The 20,118-nt window shown below is 73.6% G+C and carries 17 protein-coding genes and 1 pseudogene; 9 read left to right on the plus strand and 9 right to left on the minus strand.

From position 1 onward, the window contains the following. Window positions 1-45 precede the first annotated feature (45 nt). The 4 genes from O7599_RS31665 (at window position 46) to O7599_RS31680 (ending at window position 4,638) form a co-directional block, all read left to right on the plus strand. The gene (locus O7599_RS31665) at window positions 46-333 is read left to right on the plus strand and encodes an RNA polymerase-binding protein RbpA (protein ID WP_027742945.1); all 288 of its coding nucleotides are present in this window, start codon (window positions 46-48) and stop codon (window positions 331-333) included. Window positions 334-576: 243 nt separating this feature from the next. Next, a complete protein-coding gene (locus tag O7599_RS31670) occupies window positions 577-1,803 on the plus strand; it encodes an MFS transporter (RefSeq protein ID WP_281619035.1) in 1,227 nt (408 codons plus the stop codon). Window positions 1,804-1,813: 10 nt separating this feature from the next. After that, complete coding sequence (pgi, locus tag O7599_RS31675) at window positions 1,814-3,466, plus strand: glucose-6-phosphate isomerase (protein WP_281619036.1); 1,653 nt, start codon at window positions 1,814-1,816, stop codon at window positions 3,464-3,466. A gap of 110 nt (window positions 3,467-3,576) precedes the next feature. After that, window positions 3,577-4,638 carry a PP2C family protein-serine/threonine phosphatase gene (locus tag O7599_RS31680; protein WP_281619037.1) on the plus strand — a complete coding sequence of 354 codons (1,062 nt, stop codon included), beginning with the start codon at window positions 3,577-3,579 and terminating at the stop codon, window positions 4,636-4,638. On the opposite strand, the gene O7599_RS31685 is transcribed toward O7599_RS31680, so the two are convergent. Then, complete coding sequence (locus O7599_RS31685) at window positions 4,608-5,369, minus strand: SIS domain-containing protein (protein ID WP_281619038.1); 762 nt, start codon at window positions 5,367-5,369, stop codon at window positions 4,608-4,610. The two genes, O7599_RS31680 and O7599_RS31685, sit on opposite strands and share 31 nt — an antisense overlap. A 110-nt stretch (window positions 5,370-5,479) precedes the next feature. Between O7599_RS31685 and O7599_RS31690 the strand changes: the two genes are divergently transcribed. Then, window positions 5,480-6,418 (plus strand): BadF/BadG/BcrA/BcrD ATPase family protein, encoded by a 939-nt coding sequence (locus O7599_RS31690; RefSeq protein ID WP_281619039.1) that lies wholly within the window; start codon window positions 5,480-5,482, stop codon window positions 6,416-6,418. 5 nt (window positions 6,419-6,423) lie between these two features. On the opposite strand, the gene pgl is transcribed toward O7599_RS31690, so the two are convergent. The 5 genes from pgl to tkt are packed head-to-tail and all read right to left on the minus strand — an operon-like array spanning window position 6,424 to window position 13,132. Next, window positions 6,424-7,206, minus strand: coding sequence for a 6-phosphogluconolactonase (pgl, locus tag O7599_RS31695; protein WP_281619040.1), 783 nt, complete (start codon window positions 7,204-7,206; stop codon window positions 6,424-6,426). Window positions 7,207-7,217: 11 nt separating this feature from the next. Beyond that, window positions 7,218-8,321, minus strand: a complete 1,104-nt coding sequence (gene opcA, locus O7599_RS31700; protein ID WP_281619041.1) for a glucose-6-phosphate dehydrogenase assembly protein OpcA — start codon at window positions 8,319-8,321, stop codon at window positions 7,218-7,220. Then, window positions 8,318-9,847 (minus strand): glucose-6-phosphate dehydrogenase, encoded by a 1,530-nt coding sequence (gene zwf / locus O7599_RS31705; protein ID WP_281619042.1) that lies wholly within the window; start codon window positions 9,845-9,847, stop codon window positions 8,318-8,320. The genes opcA and zwf overlap by 4 nt, the downstream gene beginning before the upstream one ends. A gap of 6 nt (window positions 9,848-9,853) precedes the next feature. Continuing rightward, window positions 9,854-10,972: a transaldolase gene (gene tal, locus O7599_RS31710; protein WP_281619043.1), complete on the minus strand. Its 1,119-nt coding sequence runs from the start codon at window positions 10,970-10,972 to the stop codon at window positions 9,854-9,856. A gap of 60 nt (window positions 10,973-11,032) precedes the next feature. Further along, window positions 11,033-13,132 carry a transketolase gene (gene tkt / locus O7599_RS31715; RefSeq protein ID WP_281619044.1) on the minus strand — a complete coding sequence of 700 codons (2,100 nt, stop codon included), beginning with the start codon at window positions 13,130-13,132 and terminating at the stop codon, window positions 11,033-11,035. 252 nt (window positions 13,133-13,384) lie between these two features. Here tkt and O7599_RS31720 point away from each other — a divergent pair, with 252 nt between their 5' ends. Together O7599_RS31720 and O7599_RS36930 are read left to right on the plus strand one after the other, a co-directional pair. Then, on the plus strand, window positions 13,385-14,326 hold the full coding sequence (locus O7599_RS31720; protein WP_281619045.1) for a heme o synthase: 942 nt from the start codon (window positions 13,385-13,387) through the stop codon (window positions 14,324-14,326). 25 nt (window positions 14,327-14,351) lie between these two features. Next, window positions 14,352-14,657 (plus strand): annotated as a pseudogene (locus tag O7599_RS36930) (hypothetical protein); the annotation flags it as partial. Between the two features lie 282 nt (window positions 14,658-14,939). Here O7599_RS36930 and O7599_RS31730 read toward each other — a convergent pair. The 3 genes from O7599_RS31730 to O7599_RS31740 all read right to left on the minus strand — a co-directional run bounded on the left by O7599_RS31730 (window position 14,940) and on the right by O7599_RS31740 (window position 17,732). After that, window positions 14,940-15,920 (minus strand): COX15/CtaA family protein, encoded by a 981-nt coding sequence (locus tag O7599_RS31730; RefSeq protein WP_281619047.1) that lies wholly within the window; start codon window positions 15,918-15,920, stop codon window positions 14,940-14,942. Window positions 15,921-16,008: 88 nt separating this feature from the next. Further along, a complete protein-coding gene (locus O7599_RS31735) occupies window positions 16,009-16,800 on the minus strand; it encodes an ABC transporter permease (protein ID WP_281619048.1) in 792 nt (263 codons plus the stop codon). After that, a complete protein-coding gene (locus O7599_RS31740; RefSeq protein WP_281619049.1) occupies window positions 16,797-17,732 on the minus strand; it encodes an ABC transporter ATP-binding protein in 936 nt (311 codons plus the stop codon). The genes O7599_RS31735 and O7599_RS31740 overlap by 4 nt, the downstream gene beginning before the upstream one ends. 180 nt (window positions 17,733-17,912) lie before the next feature. Between O7599_RS31740 and O7599_RS31745 the strand changes: the two genes are divergently transcribed. Continuing rightward, a complete protein-coding gene (locus tag O7599_RS31745; protein WP_281623599.1) occupies window positions 17,913-18,674 on the plus strand; it encodes a metalloregulator ArsR/SmtB family transcription factor in 762 nt (253 codons plus the stop codon). Continuing rightward, a complete protein-coding gene (sufB, locus tag O7599_RS31750; RefSeq protein WP_281619050.1) occupies window positions 18,671-20,101 on the plus strand; it encodes a Fe-S cluster assembly protein SufB in 1,431 nt (476 codons plus the stop codon). Before O7599_RS31745 ends, sufB begins: the two co-directional genes overlap by 4 nt. Window positions 20,102-20,118 lie beyond the last annotated feature (17 nt).

The raw sequence follows: 20,118 nt of genomic DNA on the forward strand, positions 1-20,118 counted from the left end.
GCAAGTGGCAACGCGATCCGTGGAAGCCGGGTCGGCGCCGGGCCGATGGGGGAGGCGGAGCGGGGCGAGTCGGCCCCGCGCCTGCGGGTCTCCTTCTGGTGCTCCAACGGGCACGAGACCCGACCCAGCTTCGCCACCGACGCACAGATCCCGGACAGTTGGGACTGCCCGCGCTGTGGTTTCCCGGCGGGCCAGGACCGGGACAACCCGCCGGACCCGCCGCGCACCGAGCCGTACAAGACGCACCTCGCGTACGTGCGCGAGCGGCGCAGCGACGCCGACGGCGAAGCCATCCTCGCCGAAGCCCTCGCCAAGCTCCGCGGCGAGATCTGAACCACCGCCGTGCTCGCGGGCGGCCCCCGGCCCCAGGCCCTGCCTGACGCCGAGCCGCCCGGGCCGCGGCCACACCGCGACGGCGGCACCCGCATCCTCCACGGCACCGGCACCGGCACCGGCACCGGCAGCGCGCCCCCGCGCGCCTCTCCGCGCCGCCGGGGGACCGGCCGCCCGATCTGAGGCGGCGGATAGGGCAACCGCCCGAGGCGCCCGGCACACCCGCGTACCTACGGTCCCGGCATGCGATCCGAGGCCGTACCTCCGCGGCAGAGCGCCGCACCGCCCTGGCGCGGCGGGTTCGGGCGGCTGTGGTCCGCCGCCGTCGTCTCCCGCTTCGGCGACGCCCTGCGGGGTGCCGCACTGCCGCTGCTCGCCGTCGAGCTGACCGACTCCGCGCTGCTCGTCGCGCTCGTCACCGCCTGCGGCTTCCTGCCCTGGCTGCTCTTCGGGCTGCTCGGCGGGGCGCTGGCCGACCGCGTCGACCAGCGGCGCGCGATGTGGATCACCGACGTGCTGCGCGGGCTGCTCATGGCCGCGTTCGCGCTCGCGGTGTGGCTGGACCGGGCCGGCATCGCCCTGCTCCTCGTCCTCGCCTTCGCGCTCACCACGCTCCAGACCGTCTTCGACAACGCCGCCACCGCCCTGCTGCCCGCCGTCGTGCCCGCCACCGCGCTCGGCACCGCGAACGGGCGGCTGCTGGCCGGTCAGGAGGCCGTGCACCGCTTCGCCGGCACCCCGCTGGTGCCCGTGCTCGTCGGCGCGGGGGCGGCCGTGCCGTACGCCGTGGACGCCGCCTCGTACCTGCTGGCCGCCGCGCTCGTCGCCGGGCTGCCGCACCGCCCCCGCCCGGCCGCGCGGCGGCCCCGGACCCCGCTGCGCCGGGACGTCGCCGACGGGCTGCGGGCGCTGTGGGCCGATCCGGTGCTCCGGGGCATCTGCGCGGCCACCGTCGTGGCCAACACCGGCTTCGGCGCCCTCGTCGCCACCCTCGTCCTGCACCTCACCGGCCGGCTCGGCGCCGGCACCACGGGCTACGCCCTCGTGCTCACCGCGTACGGCATCGGGAGCGTCGCCGGCGGCCTGGGCGCGGGCCGTGTCGTCGCCGCCCTCGGCGCGCCGCGCACCCTGGTCTGCGCGGGCCTCGCCCAGGTGGCGTGCCTGACGGCCTTCGGCACCGCGCGCGGCCTGCCCGCGGCCGGTGCCGCGCTCGCCGTGCTCGGCTTCGCCGGGATGCTCTGGACCGCCACCGAGGTCACCGTGCTGCAGCGGCGCAGCCCCGCCGGCGCCATCGGCCGGGTCAGCGCCGCGTTCCGTACCCTGTCGATCTCCGTGGTGCCGCTGGGGGCCGTGCTCGGCGGCGTGCTCGCCGGCTCCCTGGGAGCGCACACCCCGGCGCTCGCCGCCGCCGTCCTCGTCGGCCTCGGGGTGGCCGCCCTCGGACCGGCGGTGCGCTCGGGGATCAATTAGGTTGGGTGCCATGGCCGACACCACGTCACGCACCAGGCTCGACCAGACCCCCGAGTGGCACGCACTCGCCAAGCACCGCGAGGAGTTCGGCGCCACGCACCTGCGCGAGCTGTTCGACGCCGACCCCGAGCGCGGCCGCCGGTACACGCTCCGCGTCGGCGATCTCTACCTGGACTACTCCAAGCAGCTCGTCACCGACGAGACGCTCCGTCTGCTGCGCGACCTGGCCGCCGCGACCGGTGTCGCCGAGCTGCGCGACGCGATGTTCCGCGGCGAGAAGATCAACATCACCGAGGACCGCGCCGTGCTGCACACCGCGCTGCGCGCGCCCAGCGCCGAGTCCGTCGAGGTGGACGGGGTGGACGTGGTCCCCGGCGTGCACCACGTGCTGACCCGGATGACGACCTTCGCCGACCGGGTCCGCTCCGGCGACTGGCGCGGCCACACCGGCAAGCCGGTCCGCACCGTCGTGAACGTCGGCATCGGCGGCTCCGACCTGGGCCCGGCCATGGCGTACGAGGCGCTGCGCGCGTACACCCAGCGGGATCTGGCCGTCCGCTTCGTCTCCAACGTCGACGGCGCCGACCTGCACGAGGCGGTGCGCGACCTCGACCCCGAGACCACGCTGTTCGTCATCGCCTCCAAGACCTTCACCACCATCGAGACGATCACCAACGCCACGGCCGCGAAGCGCTGGCTGCTGGCGGGCCTCGGCGCCGGGGACGAGGCGGTCGCCAAGCACTTCGTCGCTTTGTCGACCAACGCCGCGAAGGTCGCCGAGTTCGGCATCGACACGGACAACATGTTCGAGTTCTGGGACTGGGTCGGCGGGCGCTACTCGTACGACTCCGCCATCGGCCTGTCCCTGATGGTGGCCATCGGCCCCGTCGCCTTCCGCGAGATGCTGGCCGGCTTCCGGCTCGTCGACGAGCACTTCCGCACCGCGCCGCCGGAGGAGAACGCGCCGCTGCTGCTGGGGCTCCTCGGCGTCTGGTACGGCGAGTTCTTCGACGCGCAGTCCCACGCCGTGCTCCCGTACAGCCACTACCTGTCGAAGTTCACCGCCTATCTTCAGCAGCTCGACATGGAGTCCAACGGCAAGGCCACCGACCGCGGCGGCGAGCGGGTCGGCTGGCAGACCGGGCCCGTGGTCTGGGGCACGCCCGGCACCAACGGCCAGCACGCGTACTACCAACTGCTGCACCAGGGCACCAAGATGATCCCCGCCGACCTGATCGGCTTCGCCCGGCCGGTGGCCGAGCTGGGCGAGCTGGCCGGGCAGCACGACCTGCTGATGGCCAACCTCTTCGCCCAGGGCCAGGCGCTCGCCTTCGGCAGGACGGCGGCGGAGGTGGCGGCCGAGGGCGTGCCCGCGGCGCAGGTGCCGCACCGTACGTTCCCGGGCAACCACCCGACGACGACGATCCTGGCCGACGGCCTCACGCCCTCGGTACTGGGACAGCTCGTCGCGCTGTACGAGCACAAGGTGTTCGTGCAGGGCGCGGTCTGGGACATCGACTCCTTCGACCAGTGGGGCGTCGAGCTGGGCAAGGTGCTCGCCAAGCGGCTGGAGCCGGCGCTCGCGGACGGTGCGGAGGTGGCGGGGCTGGACAGCTCGACGCTGGCGCTGGTCGACGCCTACCGGGCGCTGCGGGGCCGCTGAGGGCCGTACGAGGGGCGCCGACGACGGCTGAGGCCCGTTGAGGGCGCTGACCTGCGGCGTTCGGCGGCCTTCTGCTGGCGGTACCGGATCCCGCGCGGCAGCCTGGGGATATGCGGGTGCTGCGCGGGACCTCGTACCGGGTCGCCGGGCTGTTCCTCGCGGCGGTCACCGTCGTGGACATCGTCGGCTCGCGGGGGCAGACGGTGTCGGGCCTGTTCGCCGTCGTGCCGGTGTTCGTCGCGATCGACGGCACGAGACGGGCGATCCTCGTCTCGGGCCTGGTGGCGCTGGCGCTGGGCACCCTGCTGAGCCTGTGGAACTTCGACCTGCCCGACCTCGGCTTCCTCGCGCGCGTCCTCGCCATCGTCTTCGCCACCGCGATCGGGTTCGTCGTGTACCGCGAACGGACCGCGCGCGAGCAACGGCTCACCAGCGTCACCCGGGTCGCCAACGTCGCCCAGAAGGCCCTGCTGCCCGCACCGCCCGCCCGCGTGGGACCGCTGGACGTGGCGCACTCATACCGCTCCGCCGCCGACGAGGCGATGATCGGCGGCGACTTCTACAAGGTGCTCAGCACCCGCTGGGGCGTGCGCATCGTCATCGGCGACGTACGCGGCCACGGCCTCGGCGTCGTCCCCACCACCGGCATGGCCATCGGCGTCTTCCGCGAGGCCGCCCACGAGGAGCCGGAACTGGACCGGATCGCCGCCCGCCTCGACCGCAGCCTGGCCCGCGACGGCGGCTCCGAGAGCTTCGCCACCGTCCTGCTGCTGACGATCTCCGCGGGGGGCCTGTGCCGGGTCCTCAACCACGGCCACCCGCCGCCGCTGGTGCGCAGCGCCGCGGGGCGCGTACGCGAGGCCGACCTGCACGGCGACCCGCCGCTGGGCCTCGGGCTGGCGAAGTCCACCGAGGGCGCGCAGGAGAGCGCCATGGCGCTCGCCGACGGCGACGAGCTGCTGCTGACCACCGACGGCGTGCTGGAGGCGCGCAGCGCGGCGGGCGAGTTCTTCCCGCTGGCGCAGCGGTACGCCCGCGCGCCGCGCGGGGAACCGCCCGCGGACGTGCTGGCGGCGCTGCGGCGCGACCTCGAGGACTGGGCGCCCGGGCTCCACGACGACTCGGCGCTGGTGCTGCTGCGCTACGCCCCGCGGCGGATCCGGCCCGCGTAGCGGGCCTCCAGCGCGGCGTTGTGCCCGTCGCCCTCGGGGATGTTCGCCGACAGGTACACCGGCGGCGTCGCGCCGCGCTCCAGCAGCAGCCGGATCGCCTCGGCGACGACCTGCTGCACGAGCAGCGCGCCGGTGATCGACGACACCGCGCACGCCGTACCGCCGCCCGGCAGCGGGAGCACGGAGTCGCCGAAGGGGGCGCCGTTGTCGAGCACGACGTCGGCGTGGTCGGTGAGCCGCTTGCCGGAGGGGTGCCGGGACTCGGCGCGGGTGCCGTGCGACAGCGAGGTGATCGCGATCAGCGGGTGCCCGTGCTCCTTGACGACGGCGGCCATCTCCACGACGCAGCCGTTGATGCCGGAGTTCGAGGCGATGACGAAGGCGTCCCCGGGGTGCGGCGCGGCCAGCTCGTACAGCCGGCGCGCGGTGCCGGGGTCGCGCTCCAGCTTGGCGTCGGCGAGGAGCGCGGGGGGCTCGCCGCCGTAGATCACGAGATCGCGCAGGGCGATCTTGTTCGTAGGCACGAAGCCGCCGGCGCGGCCGGCGATCTCGGTCGCCAGCGACTCGGAGTGCCCGGTGCCGAACGCCTGGATCACGCCGTCGCCGGTCAGCGCGTCGGCGAACACCCGGGCGGCGGCGCCGACCTCGGTGCGCTGGCCCTCCGCCACCCGCCGGAGTGAGGCCAGGGCGGCGGCGGTGAAGGCGGCTGCGCTGATCGGCTGGAGGGTCATCGGTGCTCCCGGGAGTGGTCTGGACAACGTGCCGTACGCGGGGTCAATCTCAGGCAGTCGCGCACCGCACGTCAAGGGCGCGACGCGGCGCCGACCACGGGGAGCGGGCAGTGGAGAAGCTGGTCATCGGCATCGACGCGGGGGGTACGAGGACCCGGGCGGCCCTGGCACGGGCGGCGGGGGGCGCGGCGCTGCGCACCGCGGCGGCGGGGGCGGGAAACCCGCGCTCGGTGCCCGAGGAGGTGCTGACGGACCGGCTGACGGCGTGCGTGGCGCCGCTGGCGGAGGCGGGCGGCCCGGGGCGGATCGCGGCGTTGGTCGCGGGCGTCGCCGGCGCGGAGCCCGCGGACCCCGACGACGCCGGCACGCGCCGCACGCACGCCGCCCTGCGCGCGGCGCTGCGCCGCTGCGGGGTGGGGGAGGCGCGGGTGCGGATGCACGGCGACGCCGAGATCGCCTTCGCGGCCGGCCCGGGAGCGCCGGCGGCCGGGGTGGTGGTGATCGCCGGCACCGGTGCGTCGGCGGCACGGATCGCGGACCGCCGGCAGACGGCGACGACCGACGGCCACGGATGGCTCCTCGGCGACGAGGGCAGCGGCTTCTGGATCGCCCGCGAGGCACTGCGGGCGGCGCTGCGCGCGCTCGACGGTCGGGGGCCGGCGACGGGGCTGGTGGACGTGCTGGCGGCGGCGACGGGAGGTGGGGGCGGGAAGCGGGCCGCCGTGGCGCGGATCGCGCTGGTGGACGCCGGGTTCGCGGGGGCGCCGGTGGAGATCGCGCGGCTGTGCCCGGTGGTCGTACGGGCCGCGGAGGCGGGTGACGCGGTGGCCGGGGCGATCCTGGACGAGGCCGCGGACCGCCTCGCGGAGACCGTCGCCGTGCTCGCCCCGGCGCCCGGCGAACCTCTGGTCACCACCGGCGGCCTTCTCGCCCCCGCGGGACCCCTGCTGCCCCGCTTCACCGCCCGCATGCGCCCGTACGGCCTGACCCCGGCCCCGGTCCCCGACGGCCTGGCGGGCGCGGTGGCGCTGGCCCGCGCGATGCTCTGATCCCGCTACGGCGATGCCGGCGGGTACAGCGTCGGCGGGAGCAGTGCCGCCGCCGGGCGGTCCAGGAGCCACAGGGTGCGCGTGCGGCCGGTGGCGCCCGCCGCCGGGGCCTGGATCTCGCCCGCGCCCGACAGCGCCATCGCCGCCGCCCGGGCCTTGTCCTCGCCCGCCGCCAGCAGCCACACCTCCCGCGCCGCCCTGATCGCCGGCAGCGTCAGCGAGATCCGCGTCGGCGGCGGCTTCGGCGCCCCGTGGACGCCGACGACCGTCCGCTCCGTCTCCCGTACCGCCGGCAGCTCCGGGAACAGCGACGCGACGTGCGTGTCGGGACCCACGCCCAGCAGCAGCACGTCGAACGCCGGGACAGGACCGTGGTCCTCCGGCCGGGCCGCGGCGGCCAGCTCGCGCGCGTACGCCGCCGCCGCCGCGTCCGCGTCGGCGCCGAACTCCGCCTGCGCCGCCGGCATCTCGTGCACCCGCGCCGGGTCGAGCGGCACCGCGTCCAGCAGTGCCGCTCGCGCCTGGGTCGCGTTGCGGTCGGGGTCGCCGGGGGGCAGGAAGCGCTCGTCGCCCCACCACAGGTCCAGCCGCGACCAGTCGACCGCGTCCCGGGCCGGCGCGGCGGCCAGCGCCGCCAGCAGCCCGTTGCCGTTGCGGCCGCCCGTGAGCACCACCGACGCCGTGCCCCGGGCCGACTGCGCGTCCACGAGCTTCGTGATCAGCCGGGCGGCGGCCGCCTCGGCCATCAGCTCCTTGTCGCGGTGGACGACGATCTGCGGCGTGCTCACGGCGCCCGCGCTCACGACGTCCCGGCCGAGGGCGACTTCGCGCCGCCCTGCTTCGCCGGCTGCTTCTTCGCCGCCGCCTTCTTCGCGGGCGCCTTCCCGGCGTCGTCCTTGCCGTCGTCGGCCCGCGCGGCCTTGGCCTCCGCTTTCGCCTTGGCTTCCGCTTCCGCCACGTCCGCCTTCACGGCCCCGGCCGGCGCCAGCCGCTCCACGCCGTACGCCACCGCGTGCGCGTACGCCTCGTCCGGGTCCAGCCGCCGCAGCTCCTCCGCGATCAGCTCCGCCGTCGTGCGCCGCTTGAGCGCCACGTGCCGCTCCGGCTGCCCCGGCACGGCCAGCTCGGCCAGCGCGCCGTTCGGCCGGTCGAGGCAGATCACGCCGTCCGTCGTCACCAGCCGCACCGCGGTCAGCCCGGGGCCGGGCGAGCCCGTGCGCTCCACCGGCACGTGCAGCCGGTCCGCCAGCCACAGCGCCAGCAGCTCGGTGGAGGGGTTGTACTCCTCGCCCTCCACCACCGCGGACTCGATGGGCGGGTGCCCCTGGTCCAGCGCCGACGCCAGCACGCTGCGCCACGGCGTGATCCGCGTCCACGCCAGGTCGGTGTCCCCGGGCGCGTACGCCGTGGCCCGCTGCCGCAGCGCGTCGACCGGGTCCTCGCAGGACGCCGCGTCGGTGATCCGGCGGGCGGCGAGCCGGCCGAGCAGGTCCTCCGCCGGGTTCTCCGGCGCGTCCTCCGGCCACCACACCACCACGGGCGCGTCCGGCAGCAGCAGCGGCAGCACGACGCTCGCTGCGTGCCCCGCCAGCTCGCCGTGCAGCCGCAGCAGCACCGTCTCGCCGGTGTCCGTCTCGTTGCCGACGCGCACCTCCGCGTCCAGCCGCGCCTGCGCGCGCTCGCGCGGGGAGCGGCCGGGGCGCTTGATGACGACCAGGATCCGCGACGGGTGCTCCTTGGACGCCTGGCTGGCGGCCTTGAGCGCGTCGTAGTGGTTGCCCTCGTCCGTGACTATCACCAACGTGAGCACCATCCCGACCGCCGGCGTGCCGGTGGCCCGCCGGGCGCCCACGAGCGCGGCGTTGATCTGGGCCGAGGTGGTCTCGGTGAGGTCGATGTTCATGGCCGCCGCCAGCTCCGTCCGTCTCGTGCCAGCATCTCGTCCGCCGCCTGCGGTCCCCAGGTGCCCGCGGTGTACGACTCGGGCTTGCCGTGCGCGGCCCAGTGCTCCTCGATCGGGTCGAGGATCTTCCAGGACAGCTCGACCTCCTGGTGCCGGGGGAAGAGGTTCGCGTCGCCGAGGAGTACGTCCAGCAGCAGCCGTTCGTACGCCTCGGGGCTGGACTCGGTGAAGGACTCGCCGTAGGCGAAGTCCATCGTCACGTCCCGCACCTCCATCGAGGTGCCCGGCACCTTGGAGCCGAACCGCACGGTGATGCCCTCGTCCGGCTGGACGCGGATCACCAGCGCGTTCTGGCCCAGCTCCCTGGTGTCGGTGGTGTCGAAGGGCAGGTGCGGCGCCCGCTGGAAGACCACGGCGATCTCGGTGACCCGGCGGCCGAGCCGCTTGCCGGCGCGCAGGTAGAACGGCACACCCGCCCAGCGGCGGTTGTCGATCTCCAGCTTGATCGCGGCGTAGGTGTCGGTCCCGGAGTGCGGGTCGATGCCGTCCTCCTCCAGGTAGCCGCGCACCTTCTCGCCGCCCTGCCAGCCGGCCGCGTACTGCGCGCGCACCGTGTGCCGGCCCAGGTCGGCGGGCAGGTGCACCGACTCCAGCACCTTGATCTTCTCCGCCACCAGCCCCTGCGCGTCGAACGCCGTCGGCTCCTCCATCGCGGTCAGCGCCAGGAGCTGGAGCAGGTGGTTCTGGATGACGTCGCGGGCGGCGCCGATGCCGTCGTAGTAGCCGGCCCGCCCGCCGATGCCGATGTCCTCGGCCATGGTGATCTGCACGTGGTCCACGTAGGACCTGTTCCAGAGCGGCTCGAACATCGTGTTGGCGAAGCGCAGCGCCAGGATGTTCTGGACGGTCTCCTTGCCGAGGTAGTGGTCGATGCGGAAGACCTGGTCGGGCTCGAAGACCTCGTAGACGATCCGGTTGAGCTCCTTGGCGCTCTTCAGGTCGTGCCCGAACGGCTTCTCGATGACCGCGCGCCGCCAGGAGTCGCCGGGCGGGTCGGTGAGGCGGTGCGCCTTGAGCTGCTGGACGACCAGCGGGAAGAACTTCGGCGGGACGGAGAGGTAGAACGCGAAGTTCCCGCCCGTCCCGCGCGCCTTGTCCAGGTCCTCGACGGTGGCGCGCAGCCGCTCGAACGCGTCGTCGTCGTCGAAGTCGCCCTGGACGAACCGGAACCCCTCGGAGAGCTGCTGCCACACCTCCTCGCGAAAGGGCGTGCGGGCGTGCTCCTTGACCGAGTCGTGTACGACCTGGGCGAAGTCCTCGTCCTCCCAGTCGCGGCGGGCGAAGCCCACCAGGGAGAAGCCGGGCGGCAGCAGCCCCCTGTTCGCCAGGTCGTACACGGCGGGCATCAGCTTCTTGCGCGACAGGTCGCCGGTGACTCCGAAGATCACCAGGCCCGAGGGCCCCGCGATCCGCGGCAGCCGCCGGTCCTGCGGATCCCGCAGCGGATTGGCGTCAGCGCCGGTCACCGTCGACTACGCCCCCTTCGGTGCACGGCGTTCGAGCTCTGTCCGGGTGGAGTCGAGCAGGTCGGTCCAGGACTTCGCGAACTTCTCCACACCCTCGTCCTCCAGCACGCCGACCACGTCGTCGTACTGGATGCCCAGCTTCTCCAGGGCGTCGAGGTCGGCGCGCGCCTCGGCGTACGTGCCGCGCACCTCGTCCCCGCGGATCTCGCCGTGGTCGGCGACCGCGTGCAGCGTGGCCTCCGGCATGGTGTTGACCGTCCCCGGGGCGACCAGGTCGTCCACGTAGAGCGTGTCCTTGTACGCCTTGTCCTTCACGCCCGTCGACGCCCACAGCGGGCGCTGCTTGTGGGCGCCGGCCTTCTCCAGCGCGGTCCAGCGGTCCGAGGAGAAGACCTCCTCGTACGCCTCGTAGGCCAGCCGGGCGTTGGCGACGGCGGCCCTGCCGCGCAGCTTCTTCGCCTCGTCGGTGCCCAGGGCGTCGAGCCGCCTGTCGACCTCGGTGTCCACGCGGGAGACGAAGAACGAGGCGACCGAGCGGATCTCCGCCAGGTCCAGACCCGCGGCCTTCGCCTGCTCCAGGCCGGCGAGGAAGGCGTCCATCACCTCGCGGTAGCGCTCCAGGGAGAAGATCAGCGTCACGTTGACGCTGATGCCCTTGCCGAGCACCTCGGTGATGGCGGGGAGCCCCGCGCGGGTGGCGGGGATCTTCACGAACAGGTTGGGCCGGTCCACCAGCCAGGCCAACTGCTTGGCCTCCGCGATGGTGGCGGCGGTGTGGTGGGCCAGCCGCGGGTCGACCTCGATGGAGACCCGGCCGTCCTGGCCCTCGGTCGCGTCGTGCACCGGGCGGAGCACGTCGGCGGCGTCGCGTACGTCGGCCGTCGTGATCATGCGGACGGCCTCCTCGACGGTGACGCCCCGGGTGGCGAGGTCCGTGAGCTGGCCGTCGTAGCCGTCGCCCGCCGAGATGGCCTTCTGGAAGATCGTGGGGTTGGTGGTCACGCCCACGACGTGGCTCTCGTCGATCAGTTCGGCGAGGTTGCCGGACGTGATGCGCTTGCGGGACAGGTCGTCGAGCCAGATCGCGACGCCTTCACCGGAGAGGCGCTCGAGTGCGTCGGTCATCGGTATTGCATCTCCTGCCGTCGTTATCGTCTGTGTGCCCGTCTGTAACCGTCAGCGACTTCAGGCCCGCAGGGATTCCCGGGCCGCGTCGGCGACGGCGTCGGCGGTGAGCCCGTACTCACGGAAGAGAACCTTGTAGTCGGCGGAGGCGCCGAAGTGCTCCAGCGAGACGATGCGTCCGGCGTCCCCGACGAAGCGCCGCCACGTCATCCCGACGCCCGCCTCGACCGCCACCCGGGCCCTGACCGCGGGCGGCAGCACGGCGTCGCGGTACTCCCGCGGCTGCTCGTCGAACCACTCCACGGACGGCATCGAGACCACCCTCGTCGGGACGCCCTCGGCCTGCAACTGCTCGCGGGCGGCGACCGCGAGCTGCACCTCGGAGCCGGTGCCGATGAGGATCACCTGCGGCTCGGCCTGCGCGCCGCCGGGGCCCTCGGCCTCGAACATCACGTAGCCGCCGCGGGCGGTGTTCTCGACGGCACCGTTCGTCTCGAACGTCGGCACGCCCTGCCGGGTCAGCGCCAGGCCGTGCGGGGCGCCGACGCCGTACTCCTTGGTGTAGCGGCGCAGGATCTCGCGCCAGGCGACGACCGTCTCGTTGGCGTCCGCGGGGCGGACCACGTTCAGCCCGGGGATCGCGCGCAGGCTCGCCAGGTGCTCGACGGGCTGGTGGGTCGGGCCGTCCTCGCCGAGGCCGACGGAGTCGTGCGTCCACACGTACGTCACCGGCAGGTGCATCAGCGCCGACAGCCGCACCGCGTTGCGCATGTAGTCGGAGAAGACCAGGAACGTGCCGCCGTACACACGGGTGTTGCCGTGCAGCGTGATGCCGTTCATGGCGGCGGCCATGGCGTGCTCGCGGATGCCGTTGTGGACGGTCCTGCCGTACGGGTCGGCGCCGCTCAGCGGGTTGTCGGAGGGCAGGAACGAGGCCGAGCCGGGAATGGTGGTGTTGTTGGACCCGGCGAGGTCGGCGGAGCCGCCCCACAGCTCCGGCACCACCGGGCCGAGCGCCTTCAGCACCTCGCCCGACGCCTTGCGGGTGGCGACGGACTTGCCGGCCGGGAAGGACGGCAGCCTGTCCGTCCAGCCCGCGGGCAGTTCGCCGGCGCGGATCCGGTCGAACTCGGCGGCGCGCACGGGGTTCTCCTCGCGCCAGACGGAGAACTGCTTGTCCCACGCGGCGTGCACCTCCGCGCCGCGTTCGCCGAGCGCGCGGGCGTGCGCGAGCACGTCGGCGTCGACCTCGAAGTGCCGCTCGGGGTCGAAGCCGAGGATCCGCTTGGTCGCGGCGACCTCCTCCTCGCCCAGCGCGGAGCCGTGCGCGGCCCCGGTGTTCTGCGCGTTCGGGGCCGGCCAGGCGATGATCGAGCGGGCGGCGATGAACGACGGCCGGTCGGTGACCGCCTTGGCCTCCTGGAACGCCCGGTACAGCGCCTCGGGGTCGAGGTCGCCGTTCGGCTTCTGCGCGACCCGCTGGACGTGCCAGCCGTACGCCTCGTAGCGCGCGACGGTGTCCTCGGAGACGGCGGCGGCGGTGTCGCCCTCGATGGAGATGTGGTTGTCGTCCCAGAGCAGTATGAGGTTGCCCAGCTTCTGGTGGCCGGCCAGCGAGGACGCCTCGTGCGAGATGCCCTCCTGCAGGCAGCCGTCGCCCGCGACCACCCAGATGTGGTGGTCGAACGGGGAGGTGCCGGCGGGCGCGTCCGGGTCGAACAGGCCGCGCTCGTAGCGCGCGGACATCGCCATGCCCACGGCGTTGGCGACGCCCTGGCCGAGCGGCCCCGTCGTCGTCTCGACGCCGGGGGTGTGCCCGTACTCCGGGTGCCCGGGGGTCCTGGAGCCCCAGGTGCGGAACGCCTCCAGGTCGGCCAGCTCCAGGCCGAACCCGCCCAGGTAGAGCTGGGTGTAGAGCGTCAGGCTGGAGTGTCCCGCGGAGAGGACGAAGCGGTCCCGCCCGGTCCACTGCGGGTCGGCGGGGTCGTGCCGCATCACCTTCTGGAAGAGGGTGTACGCGGCGGGGGCCAGGCTGATCGCCGTGCCGGGGTGGCCGTTACCGACCTTCTGTACGGCGTCCATGGCCAGGACGCGTGCGGTGTCCACCGCGCGGTCGTCCAGTTCGTTCCACTCGAGGTCGGTGGTCGGCTGCGTGCTCACCCTTGTTCAGGGCTCCTCTCTCCACGGTCGGGAACTCCGGCGACCGGAAAGCACCGGGCGCCTTCGAGCCTATCCCGCTGATATCCAGACTGCCGGTGCCGGGCCGGTCGCGCCCGCCGGACGGCGTCCGGGCGCCCCCGCGCGGGCGGTTCCGAGCCCGTCCAACACGGGGCACCCCCCGCGCGGGGGGCCCATACGCAGCGTCTACAGTGACGACGTACAGAAATCCCTTGACCCCGAGCAGAGGTGTCCGTGACGGCCGTCGAATCCCGACCCGCGGGTGTACTCGGGCAGGGCACTGTGCACCGGCCGACCGGTGCCCGGGTCAAGGCGTTCGTGGCGCTGACCAAGCCGCGCATCATCGAGCTGCTGCTCATCACCACCGTTCCGGTGATGTTCCTGGCCGCCGAGGGCGTGCCCGACCTGTGGCTGGTGCTCGCCACCTGCGTCGGCGGCTACCTCTCCGCCGGGGGCGCCAACGCGCTGAACATGTACCTGGACCGGGACATCGACGCGCTGATGCACCGCACGGAGCAGCGTCCGCTGGTGACCGGGATGGTCCGGCCGGCCGAGGCGCTGGCCTTCGGCCTCGCCCTGACCGTGGTGTCCACTGTGTGGTTCGCCACGCTCGTCAACCCGCTGTCGGCGGCGCTCGCGCTCGGCGCGAACCTCTTCTACGTCCTCGTCTACACGATGCTGCTGAAGCGGCGCACCTCGCAGAACATCGTCTGGGGCGGCATCGCCGGCTGCATGCCGGTCGCCATCGGCTGGTCCGCGGTGACGAACTCCGTCTCCTGGGCCTCGCTGATCCTCTTTCTGGTGATGTTCTTCTGGACGCCGCCGCACTACTGGCCGCTGTCGATGAAGGTCAAGGACGACTACGCGCGGGTCAAGGTGCCGATGCTGCCGGTGGTGGCGTCGAACAAGGTCGTGGCGCGGCAGATCGTCGCCTATAGCTGGGTGATGGTCGCGGTCTCGCTGCTGCTCTGGCCGCTGGGCTACACCGGCTGGTTCTACCCGGCGGTGGCCGCCGTGCTCGGCGCGGTGTGGCTGCGCGAGGCGCACGGGCTGCTGCGGCGGGCGAAGAGCGGGGTCGTGGGCGCGAAGCTCAAGGAGATGCGGCTCTTCCACTGGTCCATCACCTATGTGTCGCTGCTGTTCATCGCGGTGGCCGTGGATCCCTTCCTGCGTTGACTTACCGGCGGGTAGCATCTGCGGCATGAGCGACGACGACCGCAGGACCCGCAAGCTCACCCGGCAGATCGAGTCCTTCGCCGGCCGCCACGGCGGCGCGCGGGGGCAGGTCGCGTACCTCGGCGAACCGGGCGCCCGGCTGGTGCTCGTCGGGGCGGACGGGACGTGGGGCGACCTGGTGGCGCCGAGCATGCGGAGCGCGACGGAGGCGGCGCGGGCCGCGGGGGTGGCGCTGCAGGAGAGCTTCGACGGCGAGCTGGCGGCGGGGGTGAGGACCGGCCCGTACGAGTGGACGCGGATGGCCGGAATCCAGGTGGGCGGCCCCGAGAACCCGGGCGTCGAGCGCGGTGAGCCCGAGGCGGAGCCGGCCACGCCGGCGGCTTCCGCCGGGGAGGCCGGGCAGAACGAACCGTCCGCGCCCGAGCCGGCAGAGCCTCCCGCGGTCGCGGCCGAGGCGGCGGCGGAAGCCGCCGCGGAGCCCGGCGACGGCCGTGGTGCAGCCGGGGCAGAGGGCGGCGGGGAAAAGGGTTCCTGACCGTGACCGCGGCGCCGTGGCGCGCTGACCGCGGGGGTGGCGGATCCTTCCGCCCCGTCCCCGCCGGAGGCGGGCCTGCTACCGAGCCGGGGACCCCACCGGCCGCGCCTCCGCACCCACCGCCGGAGGCGGCACCGCGGGTCCGGTCTGCGGCCGGTGCCGCAGCGAGACCAGCACCCGTAGCACCGCGATCCACACCAGCGTCGAACCCAACAGGTGGATCATGACGAGGTATTCGGGCACATCCGTGAGGTACTGCGCGTAGCCGACGACGGCCTGCGACATCAGCACCAGGAACAGATCCCGGGTGCGGGACAGCGGCCCCGGCGGGCCGTCGAGGAGCTTCAGCGCCACCCAGATCGCGACCGTGAGGGCGATCACCCCCCAGGCCGCGGCCGAGTGCACCCGGGCCGCGTTGTCCCAACTGATCCACCCCATCCGGGGCACGTCGCTGGAGTCGCCCGCGTGCGGCCCGGTGCCGGTCACGACGGTGCCGGCGGCCAGCAGCACGACGGACAGCGCCACCAGCGCCCGGGTCAGCCGGCGGACCACCACGCCGACGAGCATGTCGGGCCCGCCGTCGCCCTCGCGGGCGCGGTGCCAGGTGAGGTACGTGACCGTGATCAGCCCGGTGGCGAGCAGGAAGTGGGCGGCGACGGTGTACGGGTTCAGCTCGGTGAGCACCGCGGCGCCGCCGAGGACGGCGTTGCCCATGACCACCCAGAACTGCAGCCAGCCCAGCCGCGTCAGCTCGCGGCGCCACGGTTTGGTGGCGCGGGCGGCGACGATGGCCCAGCCGACCGCCGCGCACAGCACGTAGGTGAGGAGCCGGTTGCCGAACTCGATGGCTCCGTGCACGCCCATCTCGGACGTCGCCAGCAGGCTGTCGTCGGAGCACTTCGGCCACGTGTCGCAGCCGAGCCCCGAGCCCGTCAGCCGGACCGCGCCCCCGGTGACGACGATGACGATGCTCATCAGCAGCGCGGAGAGCGTCGCGCGCTGGACCGTCTGCTGCGTCGGGGTCCAGCGCTCGGCGACGAGGGCGAGGGGGTTCTGCACGGCGCTATCGTATGCCGCCCCTTGTGCCCGGTTTCACGAGGGGTGAGCCGGACGTTTCCCCGCCGCGCGTGAGCCCGTCCGGGCGCCGTCACTCCCAGCGGAAGAACCGCGCGGCGGCGCCGAGCCCCAGCACCGCCCAGCCGGCCAGCAGCCCCAGGTCGCCCCACGGCATGCCGCCGCCGTCCCGGAGGACGTCGCGCAGCCCGTCGGACAGCGCCGCGACCGGCAGCACGTCGAGCACCGCGCGGACGCCGTCGGGGAACCTCTCCAGCGGCACGAGCACGCCCCCCGCCACCAGCAGCAGCACGAAGACCAGGTTCGCCGCCGCGAGCGTGGCCTCGGCGCGCAGCGTGCCCGCCATCAGCAGCCCCAGCCCCGCGAACGCCGCCGTGCCCAGCGCCACGAGCAGCGCCACGGCGAGCGCGCCGCCGGCCCCGCCGCGCGGCGACCAGCCGAGCGCGAGCGCGATGGCGGTCAGCAGCACGAGTTGCAGCGCGATGGTGGCCAGGACCGAGGCGGCCTTCGCCGCCATCAGCCCGGCGCGCGGCAGCGGCGAGGCGCCGAGCCGCTTCAGCACGCCGTAGCGGCGGTCGAAGCCGGTGCCGATGGCCAGGCCGGTGAAGGCGGTGGCCATGACGGCGAGCGCCATGGCGCCGGGGGTGAGGAAGTCGACGCGCTGGCCGGGGCCGGTGTCGACGACGTCGACCGTGCTGAAGAGCAGCAGCAGCACCGCCGGGATGATCATGGTGAGGAGCACCTGCTCGCCGTTGCGCAGGAGCAGCCGGGTCTCCAGCCCGGCCTGCGCGGCGACCATGCGGGGCAGCGGCGCCGCCCCCGGACGCGGCGCGTGGACGCCGGTCCCCGCCTGCCGAGCCCTCATGCGCGCAGGTCCTTTCCGGTCAGCTCCAAGAAGACGTCCTCCAGCGTGCGCCGCTCCACCGTCATCTGTTCCGGCAGCACCCCGTTCTGCGCGCACCAGGTCGTGACCGTCGCCAGCAGCTCCGGGTTGATCTCGCCGCTTATCCGGTACGAGCCGGGGGCCAGCTCCAGCGCCGCGGTCTCCGGCGGCAGCGCCTTCAGCAGCGAGCCGAGGTCGAGTCCGGCCCGTCCGGTGAAGCGCATGGTGTTCTCCGCGCCGCCGCGGCACAGCTCCTCCGGGGTGCCGTCGACCAGCAGCCGGCCGCCGTCGATGATCGCGACCCGGTCGGAGAGCTGTTCCGCCTCGTCCATGTGGTGCGTGGTGAGCACCACGGACACCCCGTCGGCGCGCAGTTCGCCGATCAGCTCCCAGGTCGCGCGGCGGGCCTGCGGGTCGAGGCCGGCCGTCGGCTCGTCCAGGAAGACCAGCTCGGGGCGGCCGACGACGGCCATCGCCAGCGCGAGCCGCTGCTGCTGGCCGCCGGAGAGGCGGCGGTAGGGGGTGCGCCCGCAGGAGCCGAGGCCCAGCCGCTCGATCAGCGCGACGACGTCGAGGGGGTGGGCGTGCAGCCGCGCGACGTGCCGCAGCATCTCCTCGGCGCGGGCCGCGGGGTAGACGCCGCCGGACTGCAGCATCACGCCGACGCGGGGCCGCAGCTCGGCGGCGTCGGCCAGCGGGTCGAGGCCGAGGACGCGTACGGTGCCGGCGTCCGGACGGCGGTAGCCCTCGCAGATTTCGACGGTGGTCGTCTTGCCCGCGCCGTTGGGGCCGAGGACGGCGGTGACGTCGCCGCGGGCGGCGGTGAGGCCGAGCCCGGCCACGGCGGTCTTCTCGCCGTACCGCTTGACGAGGCCGGACACCTCGACGGCCGCGTCGGTGGAGGGCTGTTGCATGAGTGCGAGTCTAAAGAGCCCGCGTCCCCTCCCGGAGCCGCCCCGGGAGGGTTCACGCCAGGGGTGGACGGAGTCCGTGCGGAACTTAGGTGACCCTAAGTGATGCATGCCACCGCGCGGTGATCGAGACCCGGCTTGTCGTGCCGCGCCGAATTAAGCAACAATGGCGTTGTGAAAAACGTGGACCCGGGTGGGAGCACGGCGAAGGACCAGGCGGCCGGGCCGGCCGCCGGTGCTGCCGTGCCCGCGGACGGGACGCGCAACCGCGTCGCCCGCTCCATCCTCGACCACGGCCCCTCGACCGCCGCCGACCTGGCCCACCGGCTCGAACTCACCCCCGCCGCCGTCCGGCGGCACCTCGACGCGCTCGTCGCCGAGGGCATCGTCGAACCCCGCGACCAGCGGGTCTACGGGACCCGCGGGCGCGGCCGGCCGGCCAAGGTCTTCGCCCTGACGGACTGCGGCCGGGACGCCTTCGACCAGGCGTACGACCAGCTCGCCGCGGACGCCCTGCGCTGGATCGCCCAGAGCGCGGGCGGCGGCGTGCGGGGCGAGGCGGCCGTCGCCGCCTTCGCCCGCGACCGGGTCGCCGAGCAGGCCGAGCGGTACGCCGCGGAGCTGGCCGGCGTCCCGCCCGAGAGCCGGGTCGAGGCCCTCGCCCGGCTGCTCTCCGAGGACGGGTACGCTGCCACGGCGCGCAGCGCGCCCGGAGCCCCCGGCGAGCAGCTCTGTCAGCACCACTGCCCGGTGGCGCACACCGCCGAGCAATACCCGCAGCTCTGCGAGGCGGAGACCGAGGTCTTCTCCCGCCTGCTCGGCACCCATGTGCAGCGTCTGGCCACCATCGCCCACGGCGACGGGGTGTGTACGACGTTCGTTCCCGAAATCCGCGAGCACCACGCTCGCAGCAAGCCACCCACGTCCGGGAGGAACCCCGCATGACTGCGCCCATCGAGACCGCCACCTCGGAGCATCCCGAGCTCGAAGGCCTGGGACGCTACGAGTACGGCTGGGCCGACTCCGACGCGGCCGGCGCCGCCGCGAAGCGCGGCCTGTCCGAGGACGTCGTCCGGGACATCTCCGGCAAGAAGTCCGAGCCCGACTGGATGCTGAAGACCCGGCTGAAGGGCCTGCGGCTGTTCGGCAAGAAGCCCATGCCCACCTGGGGCTCCGACCTCTCCGGCATCGACTTCGACAACATCAAGTACTTCGTGCGGTCCACCGAGAAGCAGGCCCAGTCCTGGGAGGACCTGCCGGAGGACATCAAGAACACCTACGACAAGCTCGGCATCCCCGAGGCGGAGAAGCAGCGCCTGGTCGCCGGCGTCGCCGCGCAGTACGAGTCGGAGGTCGTCTACCACCAGATCCGCGAGGACCTGGAGGAGCAGGGAGTCATCTTCCTGGACACCGACACCGCGCTGAAGGAGCACCCGGAGCTGTTCAAGGAGTACTACGGCACGGTCATCCCGCCCGGTGACAACAAGTTCGCCTCCCTGAACACCGCGGTGTGGTCCGGCGGCTCGTTCATCTACGTGCCGAAGGGCGTGCACGTCGAGATCCCGCTCCAGGCGTACTTCCGGATCAACACCGAGAACATGGGCCAGTTCGAGCGGACGCTGATCATCGTCGACGAGGGCGCGTACGTGCACTACGTCGAGGGCTGCACCGCGCCGATCTACCAGTCGGACTCGCTGCACTCCGCGGTCGTCGAGATCATCGTGAAGAAGAACGCCCGCTGCCGGTACACCACGATCCAGAACTGGTCGAACAACGTGTACAACCTGGTCACCAAGCGCGCGGTGGCCTACGAGGGCGCGACCATGGAGTGGGTCGACGGCAACATCGGCTCCAAGGTCACCATGAAGTACCCGGCGATCTACCTGATGGGCGAGCACGCCAAGGGCGAGACGCTGTCCGTCGCCTTCGCCGGCGAGGGCCAGCACCAGGACGCCGGCGCCAAGATGGTGCACATGGCGCCCAACACCTCGTCCAACATCGTCTCCAAGTCGGTGGCGCGCGGCGGCGGGCGGACCTCGTACCGCGGCCTGATCGAGATCGGCGAGGGCGCGGAGAACTCGAAGTCCAACGTGCTCTGCGACGCCCTGCTGGTCGACACGATCTCCCGCTCGGACACCTACCCGTACGTCGACGTCCGCGAGGACGACGTGACGATGGGCCACGAGGCCACCGTCTCCAAGGTCAGCGACGACCAGCTCTTCTACCTGATGCAGCGCGGCCTGTCCGAGGACGAGGCGATGGCGATGATCGTCCGCGGATTCGTCGAGCCGATCGCCAAGGAGCTGCCGATGGAGTACGCGCTGGAGCTCAACCGGCTGATCGAGCTGCAGATGGAAGGCGCGGTCGGCTAACCGCCCGCACCGCGCCG

It is taken from the genome of Streptomyces sp. WMMC500, from assembly GCF_027497195.1.
In the GTDB taxonomy this organism is placed as follows: domain Bacteria; phylum Actinomycetota; class Actinomycetes; order Streptomycetales; family Streptomycetaceae; genus Streptomyces.